Below are 21,927 nucleotides of genomic sequence, written 5' to 3' on the forward strand. Positions count from 1 at the left end.
CAGCAGGCACCCCCCGGCTAAGGAAGGATGCCGTCAAAGGAATCCGTCACCGATGAAACCACCGGTAGACGGGGTCATGCATGATTTCATGCACTGGCTTTTAGCACACTGTTGAGTTCTCAAGAAACGGACGCGACCACCATCACCCGAAACCTCACTCAGAAGGTCCCACGCTCCGGGGCGTTTCACCGTTTGTTTTTCTTTTGTCTTGCTGGTCTTAATTCTTCCCGACCGGCTCTTTCGTGTCAAATCCGCCCCACCGGGACTTCTTGACCCGAAACCCGCCGACCGACAGGAATTTCGACCCCCCGTTTCCGGGGCAACCCCTCTAACTTACCCGAACCCCCACCCCGACGCAAAACCATCGAGAACCAGAAGATCGAAAAGCCAAAGGAGCCGCCGGCAACCGCCGCGCACACACACAAGGCAACCACCGAAGTGATCGAAGAGGAGTGCGCCGAACCGCGCCGACACCACAAGATTACCAGGGTCCGGCACCGCCATGACCCGGTTCGAGAACAACGCCCTCACCGTGCGGGGTATTCCCCCGCTGCGCCGGCTCGGCCCGTGGGCACCGGTCGTCGGACACGCGAGGCCGTGGCGGCTGTTCCCGCAGGTCGGGGCCTGGAGCGCACCCCGCATGCCATACGTGGCAAAACGGGCGAGCGTGCGGGGACAACCAGATCCGTCTCTCAGGCATCTACTTAGCGCCGCGGCGATCAGCCGGCACGGCATGGACGATCGGGGAGGCACGACGTGAAGGACGACAGCCGCGCATGGCCGTCTTCCCCGCGTCCCGCGACGGCTGCAGGTGGCCGCCGTCTTCCCACGCAACCGAACGTCAAGCCGCTCGCAATCGCCCCGCGCTACGAAGACGATGCGGAAGTCCCCTTACGGCGCCAACCCGGCCGCCCGGACTTCTGTCGCTGGAGGTGGCCATCATCATGCGGTCGGAGTTCGACGACATCCGCGCCCACATCACCGCCGAGCCGCCGCGGCCGAGCGAGTTGCTCGAGCTCGCGCACTCCCTGCTCGACGACCTGGAGCAGTTGCGAACCCGCGAGGCGATCCTGCGCTCGCACTACCTCGCTCTGCTGACCGCCGCCCGCGCCACCGTGGCCGCGGACTCCGCCGGGCACCCCGCCGCGCTCACCTTCCTGCAGCACGAGCTGGCCGAGCACGGGCAGCTTCCCGACGGCGAGCAGGCGCAGCGGATCCTGTCGGACGCCGTGGCCGCGCAGTCCATGCTCGCCCACCTCGACGAGCCCGCGGGACCCCGTCGGTCCCGCGGCGCCCGCGGCCCTGTCTGCGGCGGAGTCAGCCGCAGTCTGCGGAGCTGAGCGGCTCAGCCGCCGGGGATGAGCTCGTGCACGAAGACGACGTTGGGGTAGGCCGGGTTGTCGGTGTACCCCTGGACGTTGCCCAGGTAGGCCCGCTGGTAGTTCGACACCCACGGCACCGCCACCACGGCCTTCTCCTCGATGAGCGTCTTCTGGAGTTCGGCGTACGCGGTCTCCGCGGCGGAACGGTCCTTCGTCAGCAGTGACGGCAGCCGGTCGATCTTCGCGTCGACGTCCCTGTCCTTGAGGTAGGTGAGGTTGAAGGACACCGGATCCGCGCTGTGGAAGACGTTGAGGAACCACGAATAGGCGTCGGCGTAGTCGGGCCACCAGTACATGACGAGGATGTCCTGTCGCTTGGCCGGGTCGGCGGCCTTGCCCTGGTCCCACTGCTGGGTCCACTGCATCGCCTTCGCGTCGAGCTGGACGTTCAGCTCGGCGAGCGCGCTCCTGAGCTTGCGCACGAGCAGTTCCTCGTCGTCGTCCCCCTGCGCGTACGTCAGTGTCAGGCGCAGGGGCCTGGCTCCCGGGCCGTACCCCGCCTCGTTCAGCAGCGTGGCGGCGGCGGTCAGGTCCTGCTTCTGGGGGAAGCCGGGCGTGTGCCCGAGCAGGCCCTCGGGGACGAGCCCGGAGGCGGGCGCCCCGGCGCCCTTGAGCGCGGTGATCAGACCGTCGTAGTCGATCGCCTTCTGCACCGCCTTGCGCAGCCGTACGTCGGTCAGCGGGCCCGAGGCGGTGTTGAACAGCACGAGCATGTTCTGGAACGACGGCACCTGGAGGGTCCGCACGCCCGCGGTCGTGCGGGCCCGGCGGTACAGCGCGGGGTTCAGCCGTTGCACGTAGCTCGCCTCGCCGCGCAGCAGAAGCTGGTAGGCCCTGTTGAGGTCGGGCGTCACGCGGAACTCGATGTTCCGGTAGTGCGGGCCCTCCCAGCCGCCCCAGTAGCGGTCGAAGGCGCGCAGCACCAGTTCCTTCTCGCGGCCCTTCTTCCAGTTCGCCACCGTGTACGGCCCCGAGCCCGCGTCCCGGCCGGCCTGGAACCACTTCTTGAGGTCGCCCGCGCCCGCCGCCTGCGTGTCGTAGATGTACGCGGCGTAGTCGGCGGAGGCGATCAGGTCGAGCGGCGCGGCGTACTTCAGCCGGAACTCCACGGTGAGCGGGTCCTTGACCGTGATCTGCTGGACGGAGTCCCAGATGTAGGCCGCGCCGGCGCCCATCCGCTTGGTGCGCTCGACGGACGCCTTGACCGCGGCGGCGTCCACCGGCCGTCCGGTGTGGAAGACCACACCGGACCGCAAGGTGAAGGTCCAGACCTTGCCGTCGGACGCGCTCTGCCAGCGCTCTGCCAGGCGTGGCGCGGCCCTGCGCGTCCGGGGGTTGTACATCGTCAGCGAGTCGTAGACGTTCTGCATCGACATGATCTCGTTGGAGTACGAGCTCGCGGGATCCCAGTCGGTGACGACGTCGAGATTCGACAGGTAGACGAAGGTGGAGTCCTTCGTCGAGGGGAGGTTCGCGGCCGAGATCTCCCGGACCTCACCTCCGCCGCAGCCCGCCAGGGCCAGCACGGCCATCACTCCCAGCACGAGTAAACGGCGCATGCGTGCGGGTCCTTTCCGTGTCTACCATGATCGACGCTACTGCAAGATCACGATTGGACACGATATTTCCGGCTAACCGATCACAGACCCCTCATCCGACCCACCTCGCTGCTAGTCTCTATCCCTGTCGCAAAAAGGTTTTATGTGAGGCTTGTCCCTCACTGGGCGAGGTGCCATGAGTCCGCGCAGGCGTGACCGGCCGATCAGGTCCCGGCTCATCGGCCTGCTGCTCGTACCGCTCTTCTCGCTGATCGCCCTGTGGGCGGTCACCGCCGGCGTCACGATCGGCGAGAGCCTGAGCCTGCGCACCTACAACACGCTGTGGTCCACGCTCCGGCGGCCCGCCGACTCCCTGATCGTCGACCTGCAGGCCGAGCGCCTGACCACGGCCCGCTACCTCGGCACGCGCAGCACCACCGACCGCGACGCCATGGTCCTGCAACGCCAGCGGACGGACAAGACCAGGGAGCAGGTCCGCACGCTCGCCCTGTCGAGCTCCTCCCGCTCGGCCACCACTCCGGCCATGCGCACGCAGGTCGACGAGATGCTGGCGGGGCTCAGCCGGATCGACGAGATCCGGGCGGAGGTCGACGAGGGACTCTCCGAGCGGCTGCGTGCCATCGAGACCTACAACCTGGTCAGCGACTCGATCTACCGCATGCACTACAGCCTGGCGCTGATCGACGACATCCCGATCTACCAGCAGTCGCGTGTGGTGATCTCGCTCGGGTACGCCAAGGAGCTGCTGACCCGGGAGCAGGCGCTGGAGGCGTCGGTCGGCGCGTCGGGCGGCTTCACCGACGAGGAACGCAAGCTGTTCACCCAGCTCGTGGGCAACCGCCGGTTCCTCATCGACCAGGCGCTGCCCGAGCTGGACACCGGCCTGCGGCAGCTCCACGTCAACCTGATCACCACTCCGCTCTACCAGCGGCTGCGGCTGCAGGAGGAGCAGATCATCGCCGCGCCCAGGCTCTCGGCGCGTACGCAGCGGGTGTGGCAGTCGACCTCCGACGACCTGGCCGAGTCGTTCCAGAAGGCGCAGACGGAGGCGGCGGCCCTGCTCGCCGAGCGCGCCGCGCCGATCGCCGACTCGATCCTGCGGCGGGCCGTGCTGGTCGGAGGTTTCGGTCTCCTCGCGGTCGTCGCCTCGATCCTGATCTCGCTGCGGGTCGGTGGACGTCTCGCCCGCGAGCTGGCCGACCTGCGGCAGGCCGCGCTCGACCTGGCCAACAAGCGGCTGCCGGGCGTGCTGGCCAAGCTCAAGCAGGGCGACGACGTCGACGTCGCCACCGAGGCGCCCCCGCTGCAGACCGCGGGCGGGACCGCCGAGATCCAGGACGTGGGCCGGGCCTTCTCGACGGTGCAGGAGACCGCGGTGGAGGCCGCGATCGGGCAGGCCCGCCTGCAGCGGGGTGTGAGCCAGGTCTTCCTCAACCTGGCGCGGCGCAGCCAGACGCTGCTGCACCGCCAGCGGACCCAGCTGCACGGCATGCAGCGGCACACGACCGACCCGGACATGCTGGAGGAGCTGTTCCGGCTCGACCACCTGACGACCCGCATGCGCCGCCACGCCGAGGGCCTGATCATCCTGTCGGGCAACGCCCCCGGCCGCGCCTGGCGCAAGCCCGTCCCCATGTACGACGTCGTACGCGGGGCCGCGGCCGAGGTGGAGGACTACGCCCGGGTGAACGTGCTGCCGATGGAGGACCACGGGCTCGACGGAGCCGCGGTGGCCGACGTCATCCACCTCATCGCCGAGCTGGTCGAGAACGCCACGATCTTCTCGCCGCCGCAGACCACCGTGGCGGTGCGCGGCGAGCTCGTCGGCACGGGCTTCGTGGTCGAGATCGAGGACCGCGGACTCGGCATGACCAAGGAGCGGCTCGCCGAGCTGAACGAGCGTCTGGCCAACCCGCCGGAGTTCGACATCGCGGACACCGACCGCATGGGGCTGTTCGTCGTCGCGCGCCTTGCCGCGCGGCGGGACGTCCGGGTGACCCTGCGGCCCTCGCCCTACGGAGGAACTACCGCCATCGTGCTGATCCCATCCGTGCTCATGGTCGGCCCCAAGGACCCCGATCTCGCCCGTCTCGCCGCGGGAGAGGTCACCCCGGAGGACATCATCCTCGCCTCGCTGCAGCGGGGGCCTCAGGAGAACGAGAACACCGGCGAGGAGGACCGAAAGTGACGGAACGCATGCAGGACCAGTGGCTGGACGAGGAGGCCGGCCCGGTCGTGCCGGCCTACGCCCTGACCCGCGGACGCGTGCGGCCCTCCAGTCAGGACATCGACCTGGTCGCCATCGTGACCGCGACCGGCGGGCCCACTCCGGTGAGCCTCGGTCCCGAACAGTGGATGATCCTCAGCCTGTGCGCCCGCCCGGCGTCGCTGGCGGACATCGCCGCGGCGATCGACCTGCCGCTCGGCGTCGTACGCGTGCTGGTGGGCGACCTCCACGAGCAGGGTCTCGTGCAGGTGCGCCCACCCGCCAACGTCGCGCGCTTCCCCACCCCTGGCATCCTGACCGAGGTGATCAGCGGCCTGCGCGCGCTCTGATCCTTCTTCGGCGGTAGCCGTCGCCGGATCAGAGCGCGTGCGGGTCCTGGCGCGTATGGGTTGGAGCGCGTGTGGGTCAGAGCGCGTGCGGGTAGTGCCGCGCGGCGTGCTCGGGGGTGATGTATCCCTCCCGCAGGTCGGCGCGCACGGCCTCGGGGTCGCGCTCGGCGGGCGGGCCGTACCCGCCGCCCGAGCCGGTGCGCAGGTGCACGACCGCGCCCTTGGGCAGGAAGATCCGCGTCTTCAGGGAGAAGTCCTCTGCTCGCCCGTCGGGATACTCCACCGTGAGCCGGTTGGGCCGGCCGGCCAGGCCGCCCTCCAGGCCCCAGGGCGCGAGCGCGGTCCTGGCCAGGCCCGCGGTGAGGTACTGGTCCTCCAGGATGCGGAAGGACAGGTCTAGCCCCAGGCCCCCGCGGTGACGGCCCGGGCCGCCGGAGTCCTCGGCCAGGGCGAGCCGCTCGATCCGCCAGGGGTTGCGCGCCTCCCACACCTCGGCGGGAGTGAAGCGGGTGGCCGACTCCGAGATGTACATGAGCGCGCTCGCGCCGTCGGCCGACGGCCCCGCGCCCTGGCCCACCGGGTGGGGCGCGCCGTCGGCCCACGGCTCGCCGGTCGCCTCGCGGTTGCCCCACCACACCAGGGCGTTGATGTCCCCGCCGCTGGCGGCCGGCACCGATTCCGGCACGGCCTCGGCCAGCGCCTTGATGATCAGCTCGATGGCGTGGTCGGAGGGGATGCCGTACATGAAGCAGGGCGCGGGCCGTACGGGGTGGAAGAGCGAGCCGAGCCTGGTGACCAGCTCCAGCGGGCGGAAGTGGCCCTCGTTGGGCTGCTCGCCGGCCCCGGCGAGGAAGGCGACCGCGATCCTGACGGCCGCCACGGTGGACGGCAGCGGGCAGTTGACCGGCCCGCCGACCTGGTCGGGGCAGTCGGTCAGGTCGACGGTCACCGACGAGCCCTCCACGACGACCCGGACGCCGAACGGGATCGGCGTGCCGTTCACGCCGTCGGAGTCGATGACGCTGGACTCCTGGTAGACGCCGTCGGGCAGGCGCTCGAACCAGCCGCGCACCAGCGCCTCGCCATGGGCGTACATGCGGGCGACGCAGCGGCGGAAGGTGTCCAGGCCGTGCCTGCGCACCAGCGCGCCGAGGGCCTCCGCCCCGGTCCGCGCCCCGGCCACCATCGCGTTGATGTCCCCGATGACCATCTCCGGCATCCGGCTGTTGGCCAGGATCATCCGATAGACGTCGCTGACCAGCCGCCCGGCGTCGTACAGCTTGACGCCGGGAAAGATCGTGCCCTCCTGGTGGACGTCGACCGTGTCGGTGCAGTAGGGGTCCTTGCCGCCGATGTCGAGCCAGTGGGCCTTGATGGCCGAGTAGGCGACCAGCGTGTCCTCGTGGAAGATCGGCACGACCATGGCGGCGTCCTGGGGATGGGAGCCGGTGCCGTACGGGTCGTTGTAGAGGATCACATCGCCGGGGCTGAGCGCGGCCGGACCGCCGACGCCCTCGACGGCCTCCCGCACGCAGAAACCGAGGGTGCCCATGAACGCCGGCAGTGTCGGGGCCTGCGCCAGCATGCACATGTCGGCGTCGTAGAAGGCGACGGCGAAGTCCAGCGCCTCGTAGATGATCGGTGAGAACGCGGTGCGGATCAGCGACTGCTTCATCTGGTCGGCGGCCGCGTTGAGGCCCTGCCGGATGATCTCGGTGGTGACGGGGTCGGCGCCGTCGCCCAGGCCGGGGTGGGCCTCCGCGTATCGGGTGCGGACGATGGTCATGCGCTGTCCTTCCGTGTGATCAAGAGGCAGCCGCTCTCGTGCGTCTCCGCCGCGAATCCGGCGTCCACGTAGGTCGTCGCGGTCGGCTCCACCACCAGCAGCGGGCCCTCGGCCACGCCGTCCAGGTCCTCCCGCCGTATGACCGGGGCCTCGGTCCAGGCGCCCCGGCGGAACGACCACAGCCGCGTCGTCCCCCGTCCGCTCCCGCCGGACGGCGGGGCCGGCACCATCGGGCGGTCCGCGTCGAGGACCACCCTGCCGGTCGCGCGTACGGTGACGATCTCCAGTGGGTCGGGCAGGGTGTGGCCGAACGCCCGGTGGTATGCCTCGGAGAACCGGGCCGACACGGAAGCCACGTCGTCCTCGCCCAGCCGCACCGGGATCGTCAGCGTGTGCTCCTGTCCCCGGTGACGCAGGTCGAGGTCCACCTCGCGTACGGCTCCGGGCTGCGCGAGCCGTTCGAACAGCGCCTCCGTGACCCGCTCGACCAGCGGCAGCGCCTCGTCGTCCAGGGGGCGCACCATGGTGCGGGCCGCCGTCCGCACGATGTCGGCCTGTACCAGGCCGACGGCGGAGAAGTTGCCCGCGTTGGGCGGCACGACCACGGTGTCCACGTCGAGCTCGTCGGCGAGCAGGCAGCCGAACACCGGTCCGGCGCCGCCGAAGGCGACCACGGCCCCGCCGCGCGGGTCCACGCCCCGCTCCACCGTCACGCCGCGTACGGCCTGGGCCATGTGCGCGGCGGCGATCCTGACCACGCCGACCGCGACCGCGTCCACGCCGTCGATGCCGGTCGGTCCCGTGAGCGGCGCCAGCGCGCGGGCCGCCGCGTCCTCGGACAGTTCGATGCCGCCGGAGATGTGCCCGCGGGGGATCATGCCGAGGTGCAGGGCGGCGTCGGTCACCGTGGGCTCGGTCCCGCCGCGCTGGTAGCAGGCGGGCCCGGGGTCGGCGCCCGCGCTGCGGGGGCCGACACGCAGCAGGCCGCCCGCGTCGGCGTACGCCACCGAGCCGCCGCCCGCGCCCACCGACCGCACGTCCACCCAGGGGCTCTGCAGCGGCAGGCCGACGACCTCGCCCTGGTAGAGCAGCGGGAGCCGCCCGTCCTCGATGAGCGCGGTGTCGAAGCTGGTGCCGCCCACATCGGCGGCGACGGCCGTGCCCATGCCGAGGGAGGGGCCGAGTGAGGCGGCCAGGCGGGCGGTGGCGGCGGCTCCGGCCACCGGGCCGGACAGGATCGTCTCGAACGGCCGGGCCGCGGCCTCGGCCAGCGCCAGCGCGCCGCCGCCGGACCGGGTCACGAGCAGCTCGCCCGCGAACCCCCTCACCCGCAGCTCGTGGTCGAGGTTGTGCAGGTAGGGGCCCATGCGGTGGCGGACGAAGGCGTCCACGACCGTGGTGCAGGTGCGCTCGTACTCCCGGTATTCCCCCGAGACCTCGTGCGACAGCGAGACCGGCCCGGCGAACCCCGCCTGCCTCAGCAGCTCGGCCGCCCGCGCCTCGTGCGCGGGGTTGGCATAGGAGTTCATCAGCACGATCGCGACGGCGTCCACGCCCTCGGCGGCGAACGTCTCGGCGGCCCGCCGCACGTCCTCCGGCTCCAGGTCGCGTACGACCGAGCCGTCGGCGGCCACCCGCTCGGCCACCTCCAGGCGCAGCCGCCGGGGCACGAGCGGCGGCGGCGGGGTCCAGAACAGGTCGTAGGGGTCGTCGCGGTCGCCCCTGCGGATCTCCAGCACGTCGCGGAACCCGGCCGTGGTGATCAGGCCGACGGTCGCGCCCCGCCGTTCGAGCAGCGCGTTCAGGCCCACGGTGGTGCCGTGCACGAAGTGCCGGCAGCGCGCGAGCAGCTCCGGCGGCACCGCCGCGTCGACCGCGGCGAGGACCCCGCGTTCGGGCGCGGACGGCGTGGTGGGCTGTTTGGCGACCCTGATCTCGCCGGTCGCGGCGTCGTGCAGGACGAGGTCGGTGAAGGTGCCGCCGACGTCCACTCCGATGACCGTTGTCATGCCTGGCAACGTAGATGCGGCCGCGCGCCGCGTCGATGTGTCCTCACGACGACGAGATCGTCGTTGTTGTCCCGGGGAGACAGTCGTAGTCGAGCACCACGTGGCAGGCGAGCTGGAGCGCGAAGCGGGTCTGCGGGTCGGACAGGTCGGCGTCGAGCGCCTCGGCGATGCGCCTGATCCGGTGGGCCACCGCGTTGGGATGCAGGCTGAGCAGCTCGGCCGCCCTGGTGCGGGAGCCCCAGCTGTCCAGGTAGGCCTTCAGCGTGGGCAGCGCGTGGGCGCTGAGCGCCCCGAGGCGTTCCAACGGGGCGAGCATGTCCCTGGCGGCCACCAGCGCGCTCTCGCTGCCGCTCAACTCCGCGAGGAGCGCGTGCACCCCGAGCCGGTCGAACCGCACGACCTCCCCGGCCGCGGCGCGAGCGGCGGCCGCCCGCGCCTGCGCGGCCGTACGGCGCAGCCCGTCCGGCCCCGCCTGGCAGGTGCCGAGCCCTGCTCCCGTGCCTCCCGCCGCCGAACCCCCTGCCCCCACGACCGACGGCCACAGCGCCGATGACCGCTGCGCCGGCGGAAGGTCGATGGTCGTCCGCTCGTCGGCGGTGAGGAGCACGAGCACACCGTCCTGCCACCGAGTGACCAGCGGCGGCGCGGACAGCTCGGCCGTCCCGCCGAGCGCGCCGGGCAACGCGGCGGCGATCCCGCGTGCCTCCCGGAGCACCGGATCCGCCGCCCCCGGGGGCGCGTCGCCGCCGGGGTCACGCAGGAAGACAGCGACGTGCCAGCCGTCCACCGGGACGCCCTCGTGCCGCGCGCGGCGGGCGGCGATCCGGGTGTCCTTGGCGCCGAGCAGGGCCAGCAGCGCGCGCTCGCGGGCCGCCTCCGCCTCACGCGCGGCCGCCCGCACCCGGCCGAGCGTGGTCGCGACGACCTGGGCGACGATCGCCGCCGCCGGGTCCTCGCCCTCCCAGCACACGTAGCCGTCCGGCCGGCCGCCGACCCGGATCACCGTCGCGTTCGCCCCGGGGCCGGCCAGGCCGGCGACCACGTACGCGACGCCGACGGAGGCGGACGCCGCGCGCAGGATGTCCTCTTCTCCCGCGCCCTCCATCGCGCCGATGCCGTCGATCGCCTCGCGCGTACGGCGCAGCAGCAACCCGGGATCGGCGCGTACGGCCGCGCTGAGACCGAGCACGGTGTCCGACAGCGAGTGGTCGGAGGCGCCGGCGAGCAGCGCGACCCGCTCCCGCCTGGCCAGCTCCACCATCTCCGGCGTCGTGCCCGAGGGGCCGGGCAGCACGATCCCGGCGAGGCCGCCGCGTCCGGCCAGGCGCAGCGCGTCGAGCACGTCGCACGACCGCATGGCGTGACGGGACAGGATCGCCAGCGCGCCGGGGGCCGCCGTGGTCAGTTCGCGCATCTCGTCGACGAGGACCACGCTGCCGACCTCCCGGGCGTCCCAGGGTCCGGCGACGAGCGTCAGCCTGCGGCCCGCGGGCGTCCTGAGCAGGTCACTGACGCGGCGCATCGGGGGTCTCACCTCCATGGGGGACGCGCGGAGCCGAGGCGGCCGGGGTCTGCAGCACCTCCTCCGCGCGATGACATGCCACCCTACGCCCCTCCACCTCACGCGCCTGCGGCGTCTCCTCCCGGCAGCGGTCCACCGCGAGAGGACAGCGCAGCCGGAACGGGCACCCCGTCTCCGCCGCGGCCGCCTCGGTCCGCCCGGCAGCGCGCGGCGGCTCGCCGCCGAGGCGCGGCACCGCGTCGCGCAGCGCCCGGGTGTACGGGTGGGCGGGCCGGGTGAGCAGCTCCCCGGTCGGGCCCGACTCGACGACCCGCCCGGCGAACATGACCGACGACGTACGGCACAGCCGCCCCACGACGCCGAGGTTGTGCGTGATGAGCAGGTAGCCGAGCCCGTGCTCGGCGGCCAGCCTCTCCAGGAGGTCGAGGATCCTGGCCTGCACGGTGACGTCGAGCGCGCTCGTGGGCTCGTCGAGCACCAGCAGTCGCGGCTCCACGGCCAGGGCACGGGCGATGGCCACGCGCTGCCGCTGCCCGCCGGACATCTCGTGCGGCCTGCGGGCGGCGAGCCCGGGGTCGAGTCCCACGTCGGCGAGGAGCGCGGCGATCCGGTCCGCCCGCTCGGTCCTCGACATGCGGTGGTGAGTGGTCAGCGCCTCGGCGATCGACGCTCCGGCCGTCATGCGGGGGTCGAGCGCCTCGCTGCCGTCCTGGAAGACCGGCTGCACGGCCCGGCGGAACTCGGCCCGGCCCGCCCTGCCGAGCCCGGCCAGGTCGCCGGCGCCGTACCGGACCACGCCGGAGCGGGGACGCATCAGACCAAGCAGGGCGCGGGCGAGCGTGGTCTTGCCCGAGCCGCTCTCCCCGATCAGTCCCACTCCGCCCTCGTCCACGGCGAGGCTCACGTCGTGGACCACCGCCGTCGTGCCGTAGGCGAGGGTGACCCCCTCGGCGGCGAGCAGCGTCATGCCCCCTCCTCGGCTTCCGGTAGTGCGGGCGCTGCTTCCGGTAGTGCAGGCACGGCGGCGATCAGCTCGCGGGTGTAGGGGTCGCGCGGCCGGGTGAACACCTCGGCGGCGGGCCCGCTCTCCACCACGGCGCCGTCGCGCATCACCACGACCCGGTCGGCGATCGTGGAGACCAGCGCGAGGTCGTGGGAGACCAGCAGCACGGCGAGGCCGCGCTCGTCACGCAGGCGGCGCAGCACCCCGACCACCTCGGCCTGCACGGTCACGTCCAGCGCGCTGGTCGGCTCGTCGGCCAGCACGACCTGCGCGCCGAGCGCGAGGGCCAGCGCGATGGCGAACCGCTGCGCTTGGCCGCCGGACACCTGGTGGGGGTAGCGGCGCAGGATGCCCGGGTCGAGCAGCACCGCGCGGACCCCCTCCTCGGCCCGCTCCCGCGCGTCCGCGCCCTTGACGCCGTGGCGGGCGAGCGCCCGGCGCATCAGCGTGCCCAGGCGCATGGTGGGGTTGAGCGCGGCCTGCGGGCTCTGCATCACCAAAGCGGCCCGTGAGCCGCGGATCTCCCGCAGCCGGGCCTGGCTCGCCGTGAGCACGTCCAGGCCGCCGACCGTGATCCTGCCGGAGACGTCCGCGCCGTGAACGAGGCCGAGCGTGCTGAGCAGGGTGGTCGTCTTGCCCGACCCGCTCTCGCCGACGATCGCCACGCACTCCCCCGCGGCCACGTCGAGCTCGGGGACCGACGCGATCACCCGGTCGCCGATCCGCACGACCAGGTCCCTCACGCTGACCAAACTCATGCGCCCTCCTCGCCTTCGGCTCGGAGTGGCATTCGCCAGACGCTGTGTTTATTGATTCGCTCGCTACGCTCGCTCATCGCGACAGCCTCGCCCTCAGTCCCTCGCCGAGCACGTTGAACGAGAACGCGGTGACCAGGATGGCGAGGCCGGGGAAGGTCACCACCCACCAGTCGGTGGTGAACAGCGACTGGCCCTGCTGGACCATCAGCCCCCACTCCGAGGTCGGCTCGTGGGCGCCCAGCCCGAGGTACGACAGCGCGGCGGCGGTGAGGATGACCCCGCCGCCGTCCAGCGACAGCTGCACCAGCACCGGCGTGAGCGAGTTCGGCAGCACGTGCCGCAGCACGATGAGCGGTGCGGGCACGCCCAGGCACCGCGCGGAGTCGACGAACCCGCGCGTGGCCACGGACGCGGCGACCGACGCCGTGAGCCGGGCGTACCACGGCCACCAGGTGACCGCGATCGCGACGATCACGGTGGTCACGCTCGGCTGGAGCACCACGGCGAGCGCCAGCGACAGCAGCAGTGCGGGGAAGGCGAGGAAGACGTCGGTGACCCGCATGATCACGTCGCGGGCCCAGCCGCCGGCGTACCCGGCGACCACTCCCAGGCCGACGCCGACCACCCCGGAGATCGCCAGCACCGCGACGGCGATCAGCAGCGAGGTGCGGGCGCCGAACAGGACCCGGCTGAGCACGTCGCGGCCGACCTGGTCGGTGCCGAACCAGTGGGCGCCGCTCGGCGGCAGCAGCGACTCCAGGGGATGCGTGGCCGAGCCGCCGTCGTCCGGGTAGGGGGCGATCCACGGCGCGAGCAGCGCCGCCAGCACGACGACGCCCAGTAGCACGCCCCCCGCCACCGCGAGGCGGTCCACCCCCGCCAGGTGCCGCAGCGGCGTACGGCGGAACGTGGTCAGGGCCGGAGCGGTCATCGCGCCCTCACCCTCGGGTCGACCACGCCCTGGAGGAGGTCCACGGCGAGGTTGGCGACGACGTACAGCACGGCGACCAGCAGGGTGACCCCGGCGATGGCGGGAGTGTCGAGCGAGCGGATCGAGTCGGCGGCGTACCGTCCGAGGCCCGGCCAGTTGAACACGGCCTCCACGAGGAAGCCGTTCACGATCGAGTACGCGAAGACGAGCGCGATGAGCGACAGCACCGGGTTCAGCGCGGGCCGCAGGGCGAACCGGGTGAGCACGGCGGTCTCGCCGAAGCCGAGCGCGCGCTCCAGCCGGGCGTGGTCGCGCGACGACTCCTCGATGAGGGCGGCCCTGGTCATCTGGGCCACCACCCCGGCCGGATACGCCGCGATCACCAGGGCGGGCAGCACGAGGTGTGCCAGCGTGCTCATGAGGATCGGCCAGTTGCCGGTGATCAGCGCGTCCACGGCCGTGATGTTGGTGTAAAGGTGCAGGGGGCTGGTCCGGTCGAGCGACGCGTCGTACTCCCCCGCGACGGGGAACCAGCCGAGCCCGCTGGCGAAGACCGTCTGCAGGGCCAGCGCCAGCCAGAACACCGGCACCGACACGGCCAGCATCGACGACAGCCGCACCGACAGGTCGGGCAGCCGGCCCTTGTAGCGGGCCGCGGCGATCCCCAGCGGGATCCCCACGACCAGCGCGATGATCAGCGCCGCGCCCACGAGCTCCAGGGAGGCGGGGAACGCCTGGAAGAGGTCGTCGCGCACGGGCTGCCGGGTGTGCAGGCTCGTCCCCCAGTCGCCGCCGAGCAGGTCGCGCACGTAGTTCCACAACTGCACCGGCAGCGGGTCGTCCAGGCCGAACCGCTGCCGGGCCGCGGCGAGCTCGGCCGCCGTCGCCTTCGGCCCGGCGTACGCCACGGCGGGGTCGCCGGGCACCAGGCGCATGATGGCGAACGTGAGGACGATCACGCCGGCCACGACCAGGAAGGCCTGGCCGAGCCGGCGGATCAGATACCTCGGCATGATCAGGCGCCGGGCTTCAGGTCGTAGACGAACACCACGTTGGGATAGGCCGGGTTGTCCACGTATCCCTGCACCGACTTGGCGAAGGCCCGCTGGTAGTTCTGCACGTACGGCACGGCCACCGCCGCCTGCTCATTGATGATCTTGTTCTGGAGGTCGGAGTACGCCTTCTCGGCGGCGTCCTTGTCGGTCGCCGTGAGCGCGGGCAGCTCGTCGATCTCCTTGTCGATCGCCGCGTCCTTCAGGTAGGAGAGGTTGAACTGCACGTCCTTCTCGCCGTGGAAGACGTTGACGAACCACGAGTAGGCGTCGGCGTAGTCGGGGAACCAGTACATGACGAAGATGTCCTGGCGCTTCGACGGGTCCTTCGCCTTGCCCTGGTCCCACTGCGTGGTCCACTGCAGCGGCTTGGCCGACAGCTTCACGTTCAGCTTGTCCAGCGCCGAGGAGAGCAGCGTGACCAGCAACTCCTGGTCGGCGTCGCCCTGGGCGTAGGTCAGCGTGAGGTCGAGCGGCTTGCCGCCGGGGCCGTACCCGGCCTCCTTGAGCAGCGCCTCGGCGCCCGGGAGGTCCTGCTTGGGGGTCATGCCGGGGATGTTGCCGAGCAGGCCCTCGGGAACCAGGCCGCTGGCGGCCACGCCCGCGCCCTTCATCGCCGCCACGAGGCCGTCGTAGTCGATCGCCTTCTGCAGGGCCTGGCGCAGCTTCACGTCCTTGAGCGGGCCGTCGGCCGTGTTGAACAGCACGAGCAGGTTCTGGAACGACGGCGTCTGCGAGGTCTGCACCGTGTCCGTGCTCCCCGCCTGGGCGAACAACTGCGCGTTGAGCCGCTGGACGAACGACACCTCACCACGCTGCAGCAGCTGCCAGGCGGTGGTCAGCTCCGGCGTGACCCGGTAGGCGATCTTCTTGTAGTGCTGGCCGTCCCAGCCGCCCCAGTAGTCGTCGAACGCCTTGAGCGTGAGCTCGGTCTCCTTGCCCTTCTGCCAGCTGTCGATCGTGTACGGCCCGGAGCCCGCGTCGTGTCCCTCGCCGAACCACTTCTTCAGGTCGCCGGAGGCGGCCGTGGTGTCGTAGACGTACGACGCGTAGCCGGCCGAGGCGATCAGGTCGAGCGGCGCGGGGTACTTGAGCGTGAACTCGAGCGTCGTGGCGTCCTTGGCGTCGATCTTCTTGACCGCACCCCAGATGTAGGCCGCGCCCTGCCCCTCCTTCATCGTGCGCTCGATCGCGGCCTTGGCCGCCGCGGCGTCCACCGGCTTGCCGGTGTGGAACTTCGCGCCCTCGCGCAGCGTGAACGTCCACTTCTTGCCGTCCGGCGAGGAGGTCCACGAGGCGGCCAGCCGCGGCTCCGCCTTCTTCGTCTGCGGGTTGTAGCGGGTCAGCGACTCGTAGATGTTCTCCATCGCGATGTTCTCGTTGGAATACGAGCTCGCGGGGTCCCAGTCGGTGACGACGTCCAGGTTGGGGACGTACACGAACGTGCTGTCGGCCGTGCCTGCGGCCGAGCCCGCCGAGGAGCCGGGCTCCGGGGAGGAGTCGGCGGCGCCGCGAACCTGCCCGCCCGAGCAGGCCGCGGCGGTGACGGTCACGGCGGCCACGGCCCCCGCGGCGAGAAGACGCATGTGCCAGCGCATGTGAGGGAGTTCCTTTCCTATCCGGCCTGCCGGGCGAGGGGGCCGGCGGCCTTGACGTGCAGGCGCACCGCGGGCTCAGGAAGGTAGCTGAGAGGAATCTCGCTGAGCTCGACGATCTGAACGGTTGCGGGGTCGGCCCCGGCGGCGACGGCCCGTGCGGCCGCCTCCTCCTTGGCGTTGTCGATCAATCTAGCCCTGGAGCTCCCACCACCAGAAGCGGGCACGATCGTTTCGATCCTGCCGCTGGCGAGGGCGATGGCCGCGCCCACCGCGTTGGCCACCTCCGCGTGCGCGGGGCGGATCACCTCGCGGGCGCCCGGCACCTCGTCGGCCAGCAGGAACGCGCCGCCGCCGACCGCCACAAGCGGCCGTTCGGCCCGCCCGGAACGCGAACGACCGAGCGCGACCCGGTCCACCGCGTCCGCGACGGCCTCGTCGGCCGCACGCACGGCCAGGGCCAGCCGCTCGCGCCACTCCTCGGGAACGGGCCGGGTGCCGACCGTTCCCCGCCCGGCCGCCACCGCGGCGTCGGTCATGGTCGGCGTGGAGCCGCCGAAGACGAGTGCCTCCGTGCCGATGCGGTAGCCCACCGAGCGCGGCTCAGCCCCGACGATCGTGCCGCCGCCGAGCGCGATGGACAGGATGTCGGGCATCCGGAAGTTGGTCGTGACCCCGCCGATCTCGACCGCCGCGGCCGACTCCCGGGGGAAGCCGCCCACGAGCACGCCGAGGTCGGTCGAGGTGCCGCCGACGTCGGCCACGATCGCGTCCGCCACGCCCGACAGGTACGCCGCGCCGCGCAGCGAGTTGGCCGGACCGGAACCGATGGTCAGCACCGGGTAGCGAGCCGCGTAGTCGACGGCCATCAACGTGCCGTCGTTCTGCGCGAAGAACGTCTCGACCTCCAGGCCCCTCGCCGTCAGTGCCTCGCGCAGCGCGGCGGTGACGTCGCGGGCCACGCCGTACAGGGCGGCGTTGAGCACGGTCGCGTTCTCGCGCTCCAGCAGGCCGAGCGAGCCGATCTCGTGGCTGAGGCTCACCGGCACGTCGCCGACCTCGGCGCGGACGATCTCGGCGACCCGGTTCTCCTGGTCGGCGCCGGCGGGGCTGAACACGCCGGCGACGGCGATCGCGTCGGCGGGCGTCGTGGCCACGAACTTCCTGACCGCGTCCACGTCGAGCGGCGCGATCTCGCGTCCGTCGACGAAGTGCCCGCCGCGCACGATCGCGGTTCCGGCCGCGACCGTGTCGCGCAGGTCGTCGGGCCACTCGCTGAGCGGCGGCACGGACGTGGTCGCCGGGGCGCCGAGCCGCAGCACGGCCACCCTGCCGAGGGCGCGCCGCTCCAGGATGGCGTTGGTCGCGTGGGTGGTGCCGAGCATCACCCGCTTCACGCGCTTTTCCATGCCCGGCTCGGGCAGCTCGGCGAGGACCGCGTCGAGCACCGCGCGCAGGCCCCCGGTCACGTCGGGGCTGGTGGGCCGCTTTGCTGTGGCGAGGACCCGGTCGTCGTCGTCCAGCACCACGGCGTCGGTGTTGGTGCCACCCACGTCGATGCCGACCCGCAGCATCCCACTCATGCGATCTTCTCCACCGGCAGGTAGTCCATGTCGTAGCCGAACGCGCGCGGGCCCGCCGTCTCCAGGCCCTTCGGCGTACGCCACAGGGGGTCGCAGGGCCAGGCCAGCACGGTCACCCGCTGGCCGTACCGCAGCCCCTCGGTCTGGATCGCCGTCGCCGTCTGGCTGTCGACCACCGTGATCAGGTCGGGGACCATCGCCCTGACCCGGCCGTCCTCGACGGCGACGAGGTTCTCGTTCTGGATCTCCAGGGTCAGCGTCCTGCCCCGGTCGTCGCCGGTGCCCTCGATCGTCGCCGTGCCCCGGGCGAACCCGCCGGTGGTCCTGCGCTCCAGGTCCGCCAGCTTGCCGGAGATGAGCCGTACGGCGCCGAGCTCCGCGGTCAGGGTGGCCAGCGGGTCGGCGGCGCCCTCGGTCGCCCGGCCGACGGCGATGGCCCGGCTCACCGTGCCCTCGATCACCGCGCCCGCGCACTCGCGCGCGGTCAGCACGTAATCGGCCATCAGGGCGCTCGACCCCGCCGCCACGCAGACGGCCCGCGCGATCTGCTCCGACCACAGGCCGTCGATCGGCCGGATCGTCACGACGTTGCCGACGACGTCGGTCATGACCACGAGGTTGGCCGGGATGCCGGCCACGTACATCGAGACCATCTGGACCTCGGGGAAGGCCCGGCCCATCGCGTCGGCGTCGAGCAGCGGCAACCCGAGCCTGGCCGCCCAGGCCACCGGGGCGACGCCGTTGCCGCCGCCGATCTCCGAGGACATGACCGCGGCGGGCGGCCGGCCGAAGATGCGCTCGATCTCCTCGGCGATCCTGACCGGCTCGTCCGTGCCGTGGACCATCTCGTTGCTGACGGTCGGGGCGCCGATACCGGACAACGGCAGCACGAGGGCGTCATCGGGCAGTTCGTCCAGGGTGACCAGCGGCACCTCGCCGTGCTCGCGTATGGCGCGCCGGGCGGCGATGGCGCCCGGCCGGACGTCCCCGCCGCCGCCGGTGCCGAGCACGGCGCAGCCACGGGCCAGCGCGGCGACGTCCTCCAGTGTGATGCGGGCCTGCATGCGGGGAGCCTTCACCACCGGACGGTCCGGCCTCAATGTCGCCCTACGACATCAACTGCCGATTTGTTGTCGTGCCACGACAAGGTGCCCGACACACGATGACCAGGCAAAAGCCCCCATCAATGCGACAATCAACGCTTTATTCCTTTAGAGGGCATATCCCCGGCGAAGGAATCCGGAAATGTTGTTCATTTTGGAACTTTGACATCCCGGGAACCACCACCCTCATGCGGTACGTTCTACCGGCACACAGCAAAACGAACGTAAGGAGCCTCCAATACGAACAGTGATGTTCATCTAGGAAGCTGCCTTACCGAACATAAGCCGGGAAGGATCGGCAAATATGGCTAAAAATGGGCATTCAGGGATGCCGACCCTTATCTGGCGCGCCCTCGAACTATTCTGGGCGGCCAGAACCGGCCGCCGCGACGGCCGGCTCGGCATTCCGTACGACATCGCCATCGGCCCCGCCGGCGGCACCGCTCAGTCGGGCGGGGCTCAGCGGGACGGGGCTCAGTGGGACGGGGTCCGGACGACCGAATTCATGCGGACGCTCGCGGCGCGGGCCGAGCGCCGCCGCACCCGCGTGATGCGAGGCTTCGTCCGCGGCGCCGAGCGCGACCGGGGCGCCATGCTCCGGGCGGCCGGCGCGGTGATCGACCTGACCCGGCGGCTGGCGCAGGACGGACCCGCCCCCGCCCCGGACGGCGGGCCCGCCTCCTATCCCCTCTCCTACGCCGACGTGCAGACCGCCCGGCAGGCCCGGCGGCGGCACGAGCGCAGGCAGGCCGCCGGCCGCGAGCTCGCGGACGCCCGCCAGGCGCTCTCCGCGGCCGTGTCCGCCTTCGAGGCCGCCGTACGGCAGATGCGCACGGACATGGCCCAGATCACCAGCTGGGCCAACGAGGTGGCGGCCCACTACCGGCAGGCGCTCGACGCCGCGTATTTGGAACGTGCCAGAAGACAGGGCGGCACCGCACCGGTCCCGGCGTGGAACCCGGCGCCGATCGCTCAGCACGAGGCCGAGGAGCGAGCGGTGCTGTCGAAGGACATCGTCAGCCTGCTGCCCACGGGGGTCGCGGACGTCGTGAACGAGGCGCTGCGCCACCTCGGCGGCCTGGCGGGAGAGGGAGGCCGGGCATGATCGCCGCCGGGCGGGCCCTCGCCGCGGCCGCCGCGCTGTGCCTGGCGGCGACCGCCGCGACCGCCTGCTCCGGCCCCTCGGGGCACCGATTCTGCGGCATCGCCGCCGACGCGACGTCGTTCGCCGAGAACACCGACGTGCCGAAGAAGATCCACGACACCGTGCCCCGGTTCCTCACCGGCTGCGACACGGTCGCCATCACCGTCATCACCGGTTCGGTGCAGCAGTCCGACTGCCGGCGCGCCCCGATCCCGCTGACCCCGACCGCGGAGGACAACCCCAACGACAACCCGAAGACCGCCGAGCGGATCAGCCTCGCCAGGCGGGCGTTCGCGGTCAAGACGCTGAACGACCTCGTCTCCTGCGCCCGCGCCGAGCGCTCGACCCGCAACGGCTCCGATGTCGTCGGCGCCCTTCTCGACATCGCGCAGAAAACGCGCGGGCTGGAGCCCCCACCGCGAATTCTTCTCATCAGCGACATGGCACAGCGCGCGCCGGAACTGAACCTTTATACGGCGGACATATCCACCGAAGAAGCGCGAAAGTCAATCATTTCGAGCCTGTCGGACCGCATGCCCCGTCTGGAAGGCGCCGAGATCCAGATCCTCGGTTTCGGCGTCGGGGTGAAGTCAGACCATGTGCGGCAGCAGCAGTTCCGGGACTTCTGGGAGCTGCTGTTCCGTGAATCCGGCTCTCTGCCGCCCGCCTACCTCTGAGACCCGACAGGAGACATCACATGGGATCCAACCAGCGGCGCGCCCGGTGGTGGCGGATACAGCCGTACCTCGGCGGCGGGCGCAACGAGGCGCTCGACCTCGAACTGGAGATGGAGCAGGACCCTTACGGCGGGCCCGTGCCGGCCGTACCGGTTCCCGAGAAGGAGCTGCGGCGGCTGCGCGACGAGGCGCGGCGGCACGGCTCCCGCGACGGCTCCTCCGGCATGTACGACGAGTGGAGCCTGGCGACAGGGAGCCGCCCGCCCTACCTGATGATGCTGGACGCGCGATGCAGGCAGGTCGTCGCCGACGAGGAGGTGCGCAAGCTCAGGGACGCCCACCGGCTCGACCAGCGCATCGCGGCGGCCAAGCAGGACCTCAAGCTGTACGAGGAACGCGCGCGGCGGACCCAGGAACGACTGGCCACGGTGCGGGAGGCGGAAGAGCGACTCGAGAGGATGCTGGACGGCGCGCCCGAGGAGGGCGGAACCGGGGCGGGCCGATGGGCCGAGGCCACCCGCAGCGTCGGCAGGCGGCGTGCCGGCGCGGCCGCCCGCGCCCTCGTGATCGCCCTGTTCGCCGGTGTGGAACTGCCCATCCAGTACGCCACCTTCCTCTCCTTCGGCGAGAGCCGGGAGATGACCTGGGCATTCGTCCTGGGCACGGTCGGCGCGATGATGGTGGCCCCGCACCTGGCCGGCGGCTGGACGAGACGGCTGTGCGTGGAGGGCCGGCGGTCGGTGCTCCTGGTGACCACCGCCCTCGTCGCCCTCGCCTGGGTCACCGGTGTCGTCCTGCTGGCCTCCCTGCGGACCGACGTCCTGTTCGCCCCCACCGTCGACTCGGTGACGCTGGAGAAGGCGGCGTCGGCGATCGAGGGCCTGGGGCTCGGGCACACCACCGTGACTCTGCTGTTCACCGCCCTGCTCCTGCTCAGCGGGGTCGTCACGTTCTCCTTCGGCTACCTCGCGGAGAACCCGTACGCCGCCAAGCTCGCCGACGTCCAGCGCGTGCGCGCGAAGCTGGAGAAGTCGCTCGACCGAGCCGTGGGCGAGCGCGACAAGAACCAGCATCTGGTCGGGCTGGAGACGACGCTCAAGGAGCGGCACGCGCAGCGCTGGGAGGCGAGGATCGCCGCCCGCGCCAGCACGTTCGAGGTGTGCAGCGCGCTCTACCTCCAGGCGGTCGCGGAGACGATGCGCAACCCCGCCTTCACCGAGTCGGCCAGCCAGTGGCTGAAGACCCCGGCCCTCTGATCCCCAGCGGA

The 21,927-nt window shown here is 71.9% G+C and carries 17 protein-coding genes; 6 read left to right on the forward strand and 11 right to left on the reverse strand.

Going from position 1 to position 21,927, the window contains the following annotated elements:
* Window positions 1–944 precede the first annotated feature (944 nt).
* Window positions 945–1,340, forward strand: coding sequence for a hypothetical protein (locus BXA11_RS07255; RefSeq protein ID WP_231513833.1), 396 nt, complete (start codon window positions 945–947; stop codon window positions 1,338–1,340).
* A 5-nt stretch (window positions 1,341–1,345) separates the two neighbouring features.
* Here BXA11_RS07255 and BXA11_RS07260 read toward each other — a convergent pair whose 3' ends face one another.
* Window positions 1,346–2,941, reverse strand: coding sequence for an ABC transporter substrate-binding protein (locus tag BXA11_RS07260; RefSeq protein ID WP_076433834.1), 1,596 nt, complete (start codon window positions 2,939–2,941; stop codon window positions 1,346–1,348).
* A 175-nt stretch (window positions 2,942–3,116) separates the two neighbouring features.
* Between BXA11_RS07260 and BXA11_RS07265 the strand changes: the two genes are divergently transcribed.
* On the forward strand, window positions 3,117–5,129 hold the full coding sequence (locus BXA11_RS07265; protein ID WP_076433835.1) for a sensor histidine kinase: 2,013 nt from the start codon (window positions 3,117–3,119) through the stop codon (window positions 5,127–5,129).
* Window positions 5,126–5,497, forward strand: a complete 372-nt coding sequence (locus BXA11_RS07270) for a DUF742 domain-containing protein (protein ID WP_231513834.1) — start codon at window positions 5,126–5,128, stop codon at window positions 5,495–5,497. Before BXA11_RS07265 ends, BXA11_RS07270 begins: the two co-directional genes overlap by 4 nt.
* Before the next feature lie 76 nt (window positions 5,498–5,573).
* Here BXA11_RS07270 and BXA11_RS07275 read toward each other — a convergent pair whose 3' ends face one another.
* The 10 genes from BXA11_RS07275 to BXA11_RS07320 all read right to left on the reverse strand — a co-directional run bounded on the left by BXA11_RS07275 (window position 5,574) and on the right by BXA11_RS07320 (window position 18,815).
* The gene (locus BXA11_RS07275; protein ID WP_076433836.1) at window positions 5,574–7,283 is read right to left on the reverse strand and encodes a hydantoinase B/oxoprolinase family protein; all 1,710 of its coding nucleotides are present in this window, start codon (window positions 7,281–7,283) and stop codon (window positions 5,574–5,576) included.
* Window positions 7,280–9,292, reverse strand: a complete 2,013-nt coding sequence (locus BXA11_RS07280; RefSeq protein ID WP_076433837.1) for a hydantoinase/oxoprolinase family protein — start codon at window positions 9,290–9,292, stop codon at window positions 7,280–7,282. The genes BXA11_RS07275 and BXA11_RS07280 overlap by 4 nt, the downstream gene beginning before the upstream one ends.
* A gap of 43 nt (window positions 9,293–9,335) precedes the next feature.
* Window positions 9,336–10,814, reverse strand: a complete 1,479-nt coding sequence (locus tag BXA11_RS07285; RefSeq protein ID WP_076433838.1) for a helix-turn-helix domain-containing protein — start codon at window positions 10,812–10,814, stop codon at window positions 9,336–9,338.
* On the reverse strand, window positions 10,798–11,781 hold the full coding sequence (locus BXA11_RS07290; protein WP_076433839.1) for an ABC transporter ATP-binding protein: 984 nt from the start codon (window positions 11,779–11,781) through the stop codon (window positions 10,798–10,800). The genes BXA11_RS07285 and BXA11_RS07290 overlap by 17 nt, the downstream gene beginning before the upstream one ends.
* Complete coding sequence (locus tag BXA11_RS07295; RefSeq protein ID WP_076433840.1) at window positions 11,778–12,575, reverse strand: ATP-binding cassette domain-containing protein; 798 nt, start codon at window positions 12,573–12,575, stop codon at window positions 11,778–11,780. The genes BXA11_RS07290 and BXA11_RS07295 overlap by 4 nt, the downstream gene beginning before the upstream one ends.
* Window positions 12,576–12,648: 73 nt before the next feature.
* Window positions 12,649–13,506 carry an ABC transporter permease gene (locus tag BXA11_RS07300; protein WP_030507370.1) on the reverse strand — a complete coding sequence of 286 codons (858 nt, stop codon included), beginning with the start codon at window positions 13,504–13,506 and terminating at the stop codon, window positions 12,649–12,651.
* Window positions 13,503–14,519 carry an ABC transporter permease gene (locus BXA11_RS07305; RefSeq protein WP_076433841.1) on the reverse strand — a complete coding sequence of 339 codons (1,017 nt, stop codon included), beginning with the start codon at window positions 14,517–14,519 and terminating at the stop codon, window positions 13,503–13,505. Before BXA11_RS07305 ends, BXA11_RS07300 begins: the two co-directional genes overlap by 4 nt.
* Window positions 14,520–14,521: 2 nt before the next feature.
* Window positions 14,522–16,156 carry an ABC transporter substrate-binding protein gene (locus BXA11_RS07310; protein ID WP_076433842.1) on the reverse strand — a complete coding sequence of 545 codons (1,635 nt, stop codon included), beginning with the start codon at window positions 16,154–16,156 and terminating at the stop codon, window positions 14,522–14,524.
* Window positions 16,157–16,173: 17 nt separating this feature from the next.
* Window positions 16,174–17,736, reverse strand: coding sequence for a hydantoinase/oxoprolinase N-terminal domain-containing protein (locus tag BXA11_RS07315; protein ID WP_076433843.1), 1,563 nt, complete (start codon window positions 17,734–17,736; stop codon window positions 16,174–16,176).
* Window positions 17,733–18,815 carry an S-methyl thiohydantoin desulfurase family protein gene (locus tag BXA11_RS07320; protein ID WP_231513835.1) on the reverse strand — a complete coding sequence of 361 codons (1,083 nt, stop codon included), beginning with the start codon at window positions 18,813–18,815 and terminating at the stop codon, window positions 17,733–17,735. The genes BXA11_RS07315 and BXA11_RS07320 overlap by 4 nt, the downstream gene beginning before the upstream one ends.
* A 352-nt stretch (window positions 18,816–19,167) precedes the next feature.
* On the opposite strand from BXA11_RS07320, the gene BXA11_RS07325 reads away from it, so the two are divergent.
* The 3 genes from BXA11_RS07325 to BXA11_RS07335 are packed head-to-tail and all read left to right on the forward strand — an operon-like array spanning window position 19,168 to window position 21,916.
* Window positions 19,168–19,944, forward strand: a complete 777-nt coding sequence (locus BXA11_RS07325) for a hypothetical protein (RefSeq protein WP_076433844.1) — start codon at window positions 19,168–19,170, stop codon at window positions 19,942–19,944.
* The gene (locus tag BXA11_RS07330; RefSeq protein WP_076433845.1) at window positions 19,941–20,660 is read left to right on the forward strand and encodes a hypothetical protein; all 720 of its coding nucleotides are present in this window, start codon (window positions 19,941–19,943) and stop codon (window positions 20,658–20,660) included. Before BXA11_RS07325 ends, BXA11_RS07330 begins: the two co-directional genes overlap by 4 nt.
* Window positions 20,661–20,680: 20 nt before the next feature.
* Window positions 20,681–21,916 (forward strand): hypothetical protein, encoded by a 1,236-nt coding sequence (locus BXA11_RS07335; RefSeq protein ID WP_076433846.1) that lies wholly within the window; start codon window positions 20,681–20,683, stop codon window positions 21,914–21,916.
* The last annotated feature ends 11 nt before the right edge of the window (window positions 21,917–21,927 follow it).

The organism is Microbispora rosea (assembly GCF_900156315.1).
Classification (GTDB): domain Bacteria; phylum Actinomycetota; class Actinomycetes; order Streptosporangiales; family Streptosporangiaceae; genus Microbispora; species Microbispora rosea.

What these genes read in the sequence shown, in the direction of transcription:
- BXA11_RS07300 (WP_030507370.1), bottom strand. Translation starts at nt 13,506, where the DNA reads ATGACCGCTCCGGCCCTGACCACGTTCCGCCGTACGCCGCTGCGGCAC.
- BXA11_RS07265 (WP_076433835.1), top strand. Translation starts at nt 3,117, where the DNA reads ATGAGTCCGCGCAGGCGTGACCGGCCGATCAGGTCCCGGCTCATCGGC.
- BXA11_RS07280 (WP_076433837.1), bottom strand. Translation starts at nt 9,292, where the DNA reads ATGACAACGGTCATCGGAGTGGACGTCGGCGGCACCTTCACCGACCTC.
- BXA11_RS07275 (WP_076433836.1), bottom strand. Translation starts at nt 7,283, where the DNA reads ATGACCATCGTCCGCACCCGATACGCGGAGGCCCACCCCGGCCTGGGC.
- BXA11_RS07310 (WP_076433842.1), bottom strand. Translation starts at nt 16,156, where the DNA reads ATGCGCTGGCACATGCGTCTTCTCGCCGCGGGGGCCGTGGCCGCCGTG.
- BXA11_RS07260 (WP_076433834.1), bottom strand. Translation starts at nt 2,941, where the DNA reads ATGCGCCGTTTACTCGTGCTGGGAGTGATGGCCGTGCTGGCCCTGGCG.
- BXA11_RS07285 (WP_076433838.1), bottom strand. Translation starts at nt 10,814, where the DNA reads ATGCGCCGCGTCAGTGACCTGCTCAGGACGCCCGCGGGCCGCAGGCTG.
- BXA11_RS07315 (WP_076433843.1), bottom strand. Translation starts at nt 17,736, where the DNA reads ATGAGTGGGATGCTGCGGGTCGGCATCGACGTGGGTGGCACCAACACC.
- BXA11_RS07335 (WP_076433846.1), top strand. Translation starts at nt 20,681, where the DNA reads ATGGGATCCAACCAGCGGCGCGCCCGGTGGTGGCGGATACAGCCGTAC.
- BXA11_RS07295 (WP_076433840.1), bottom strand. Translation starts at nt 12,575, where the DNA reads ATGAGTTTGGTCAGCGTGAGGGACCTGGTCGTGCGGATCGGCGACCGG.
- BXA11_RS07305 (WP_076433841.1), bottom strand. Translation starts at nt 14,519, where the DNA reads ATGCCGAGGTATCTGATCCGCCGGCTCGGCCAGGCCTTCCTGGTCGTG.
- BXA11_RS07255 (WP_231513833.1), top strand. Translation starts at nt 945, where the DNA reads ATGCGGTCGGAGTTCGACGACATCCGCGCCCACATCACCGCCGAGCCG.
- BXA11_RS07325 (WP_076433844.1), top strand. Translation starts at nt 19,168, where the DNA reads ATGCCGACCCTTATCTGGCGCGCCCTCGAACTATTCTGGGCGGCCAGA.
- BXA11_RS07290 (WP_076433839.1), bottom strand. Translation starts at nt 11,781, where the DNA reads ATGACGCTGCTCGCCGCCGAGGGGGTCACCCTCGCCTACGGCACGACG.
- BXA11_RS07330 (WP_076433845.1), top strand. Translation starts at nt 19,941, where the DNA reads ATGATCGCCGCCGGGCGGGCCCTCGCCGCGGCCGCCGCGCTGTGCCTG.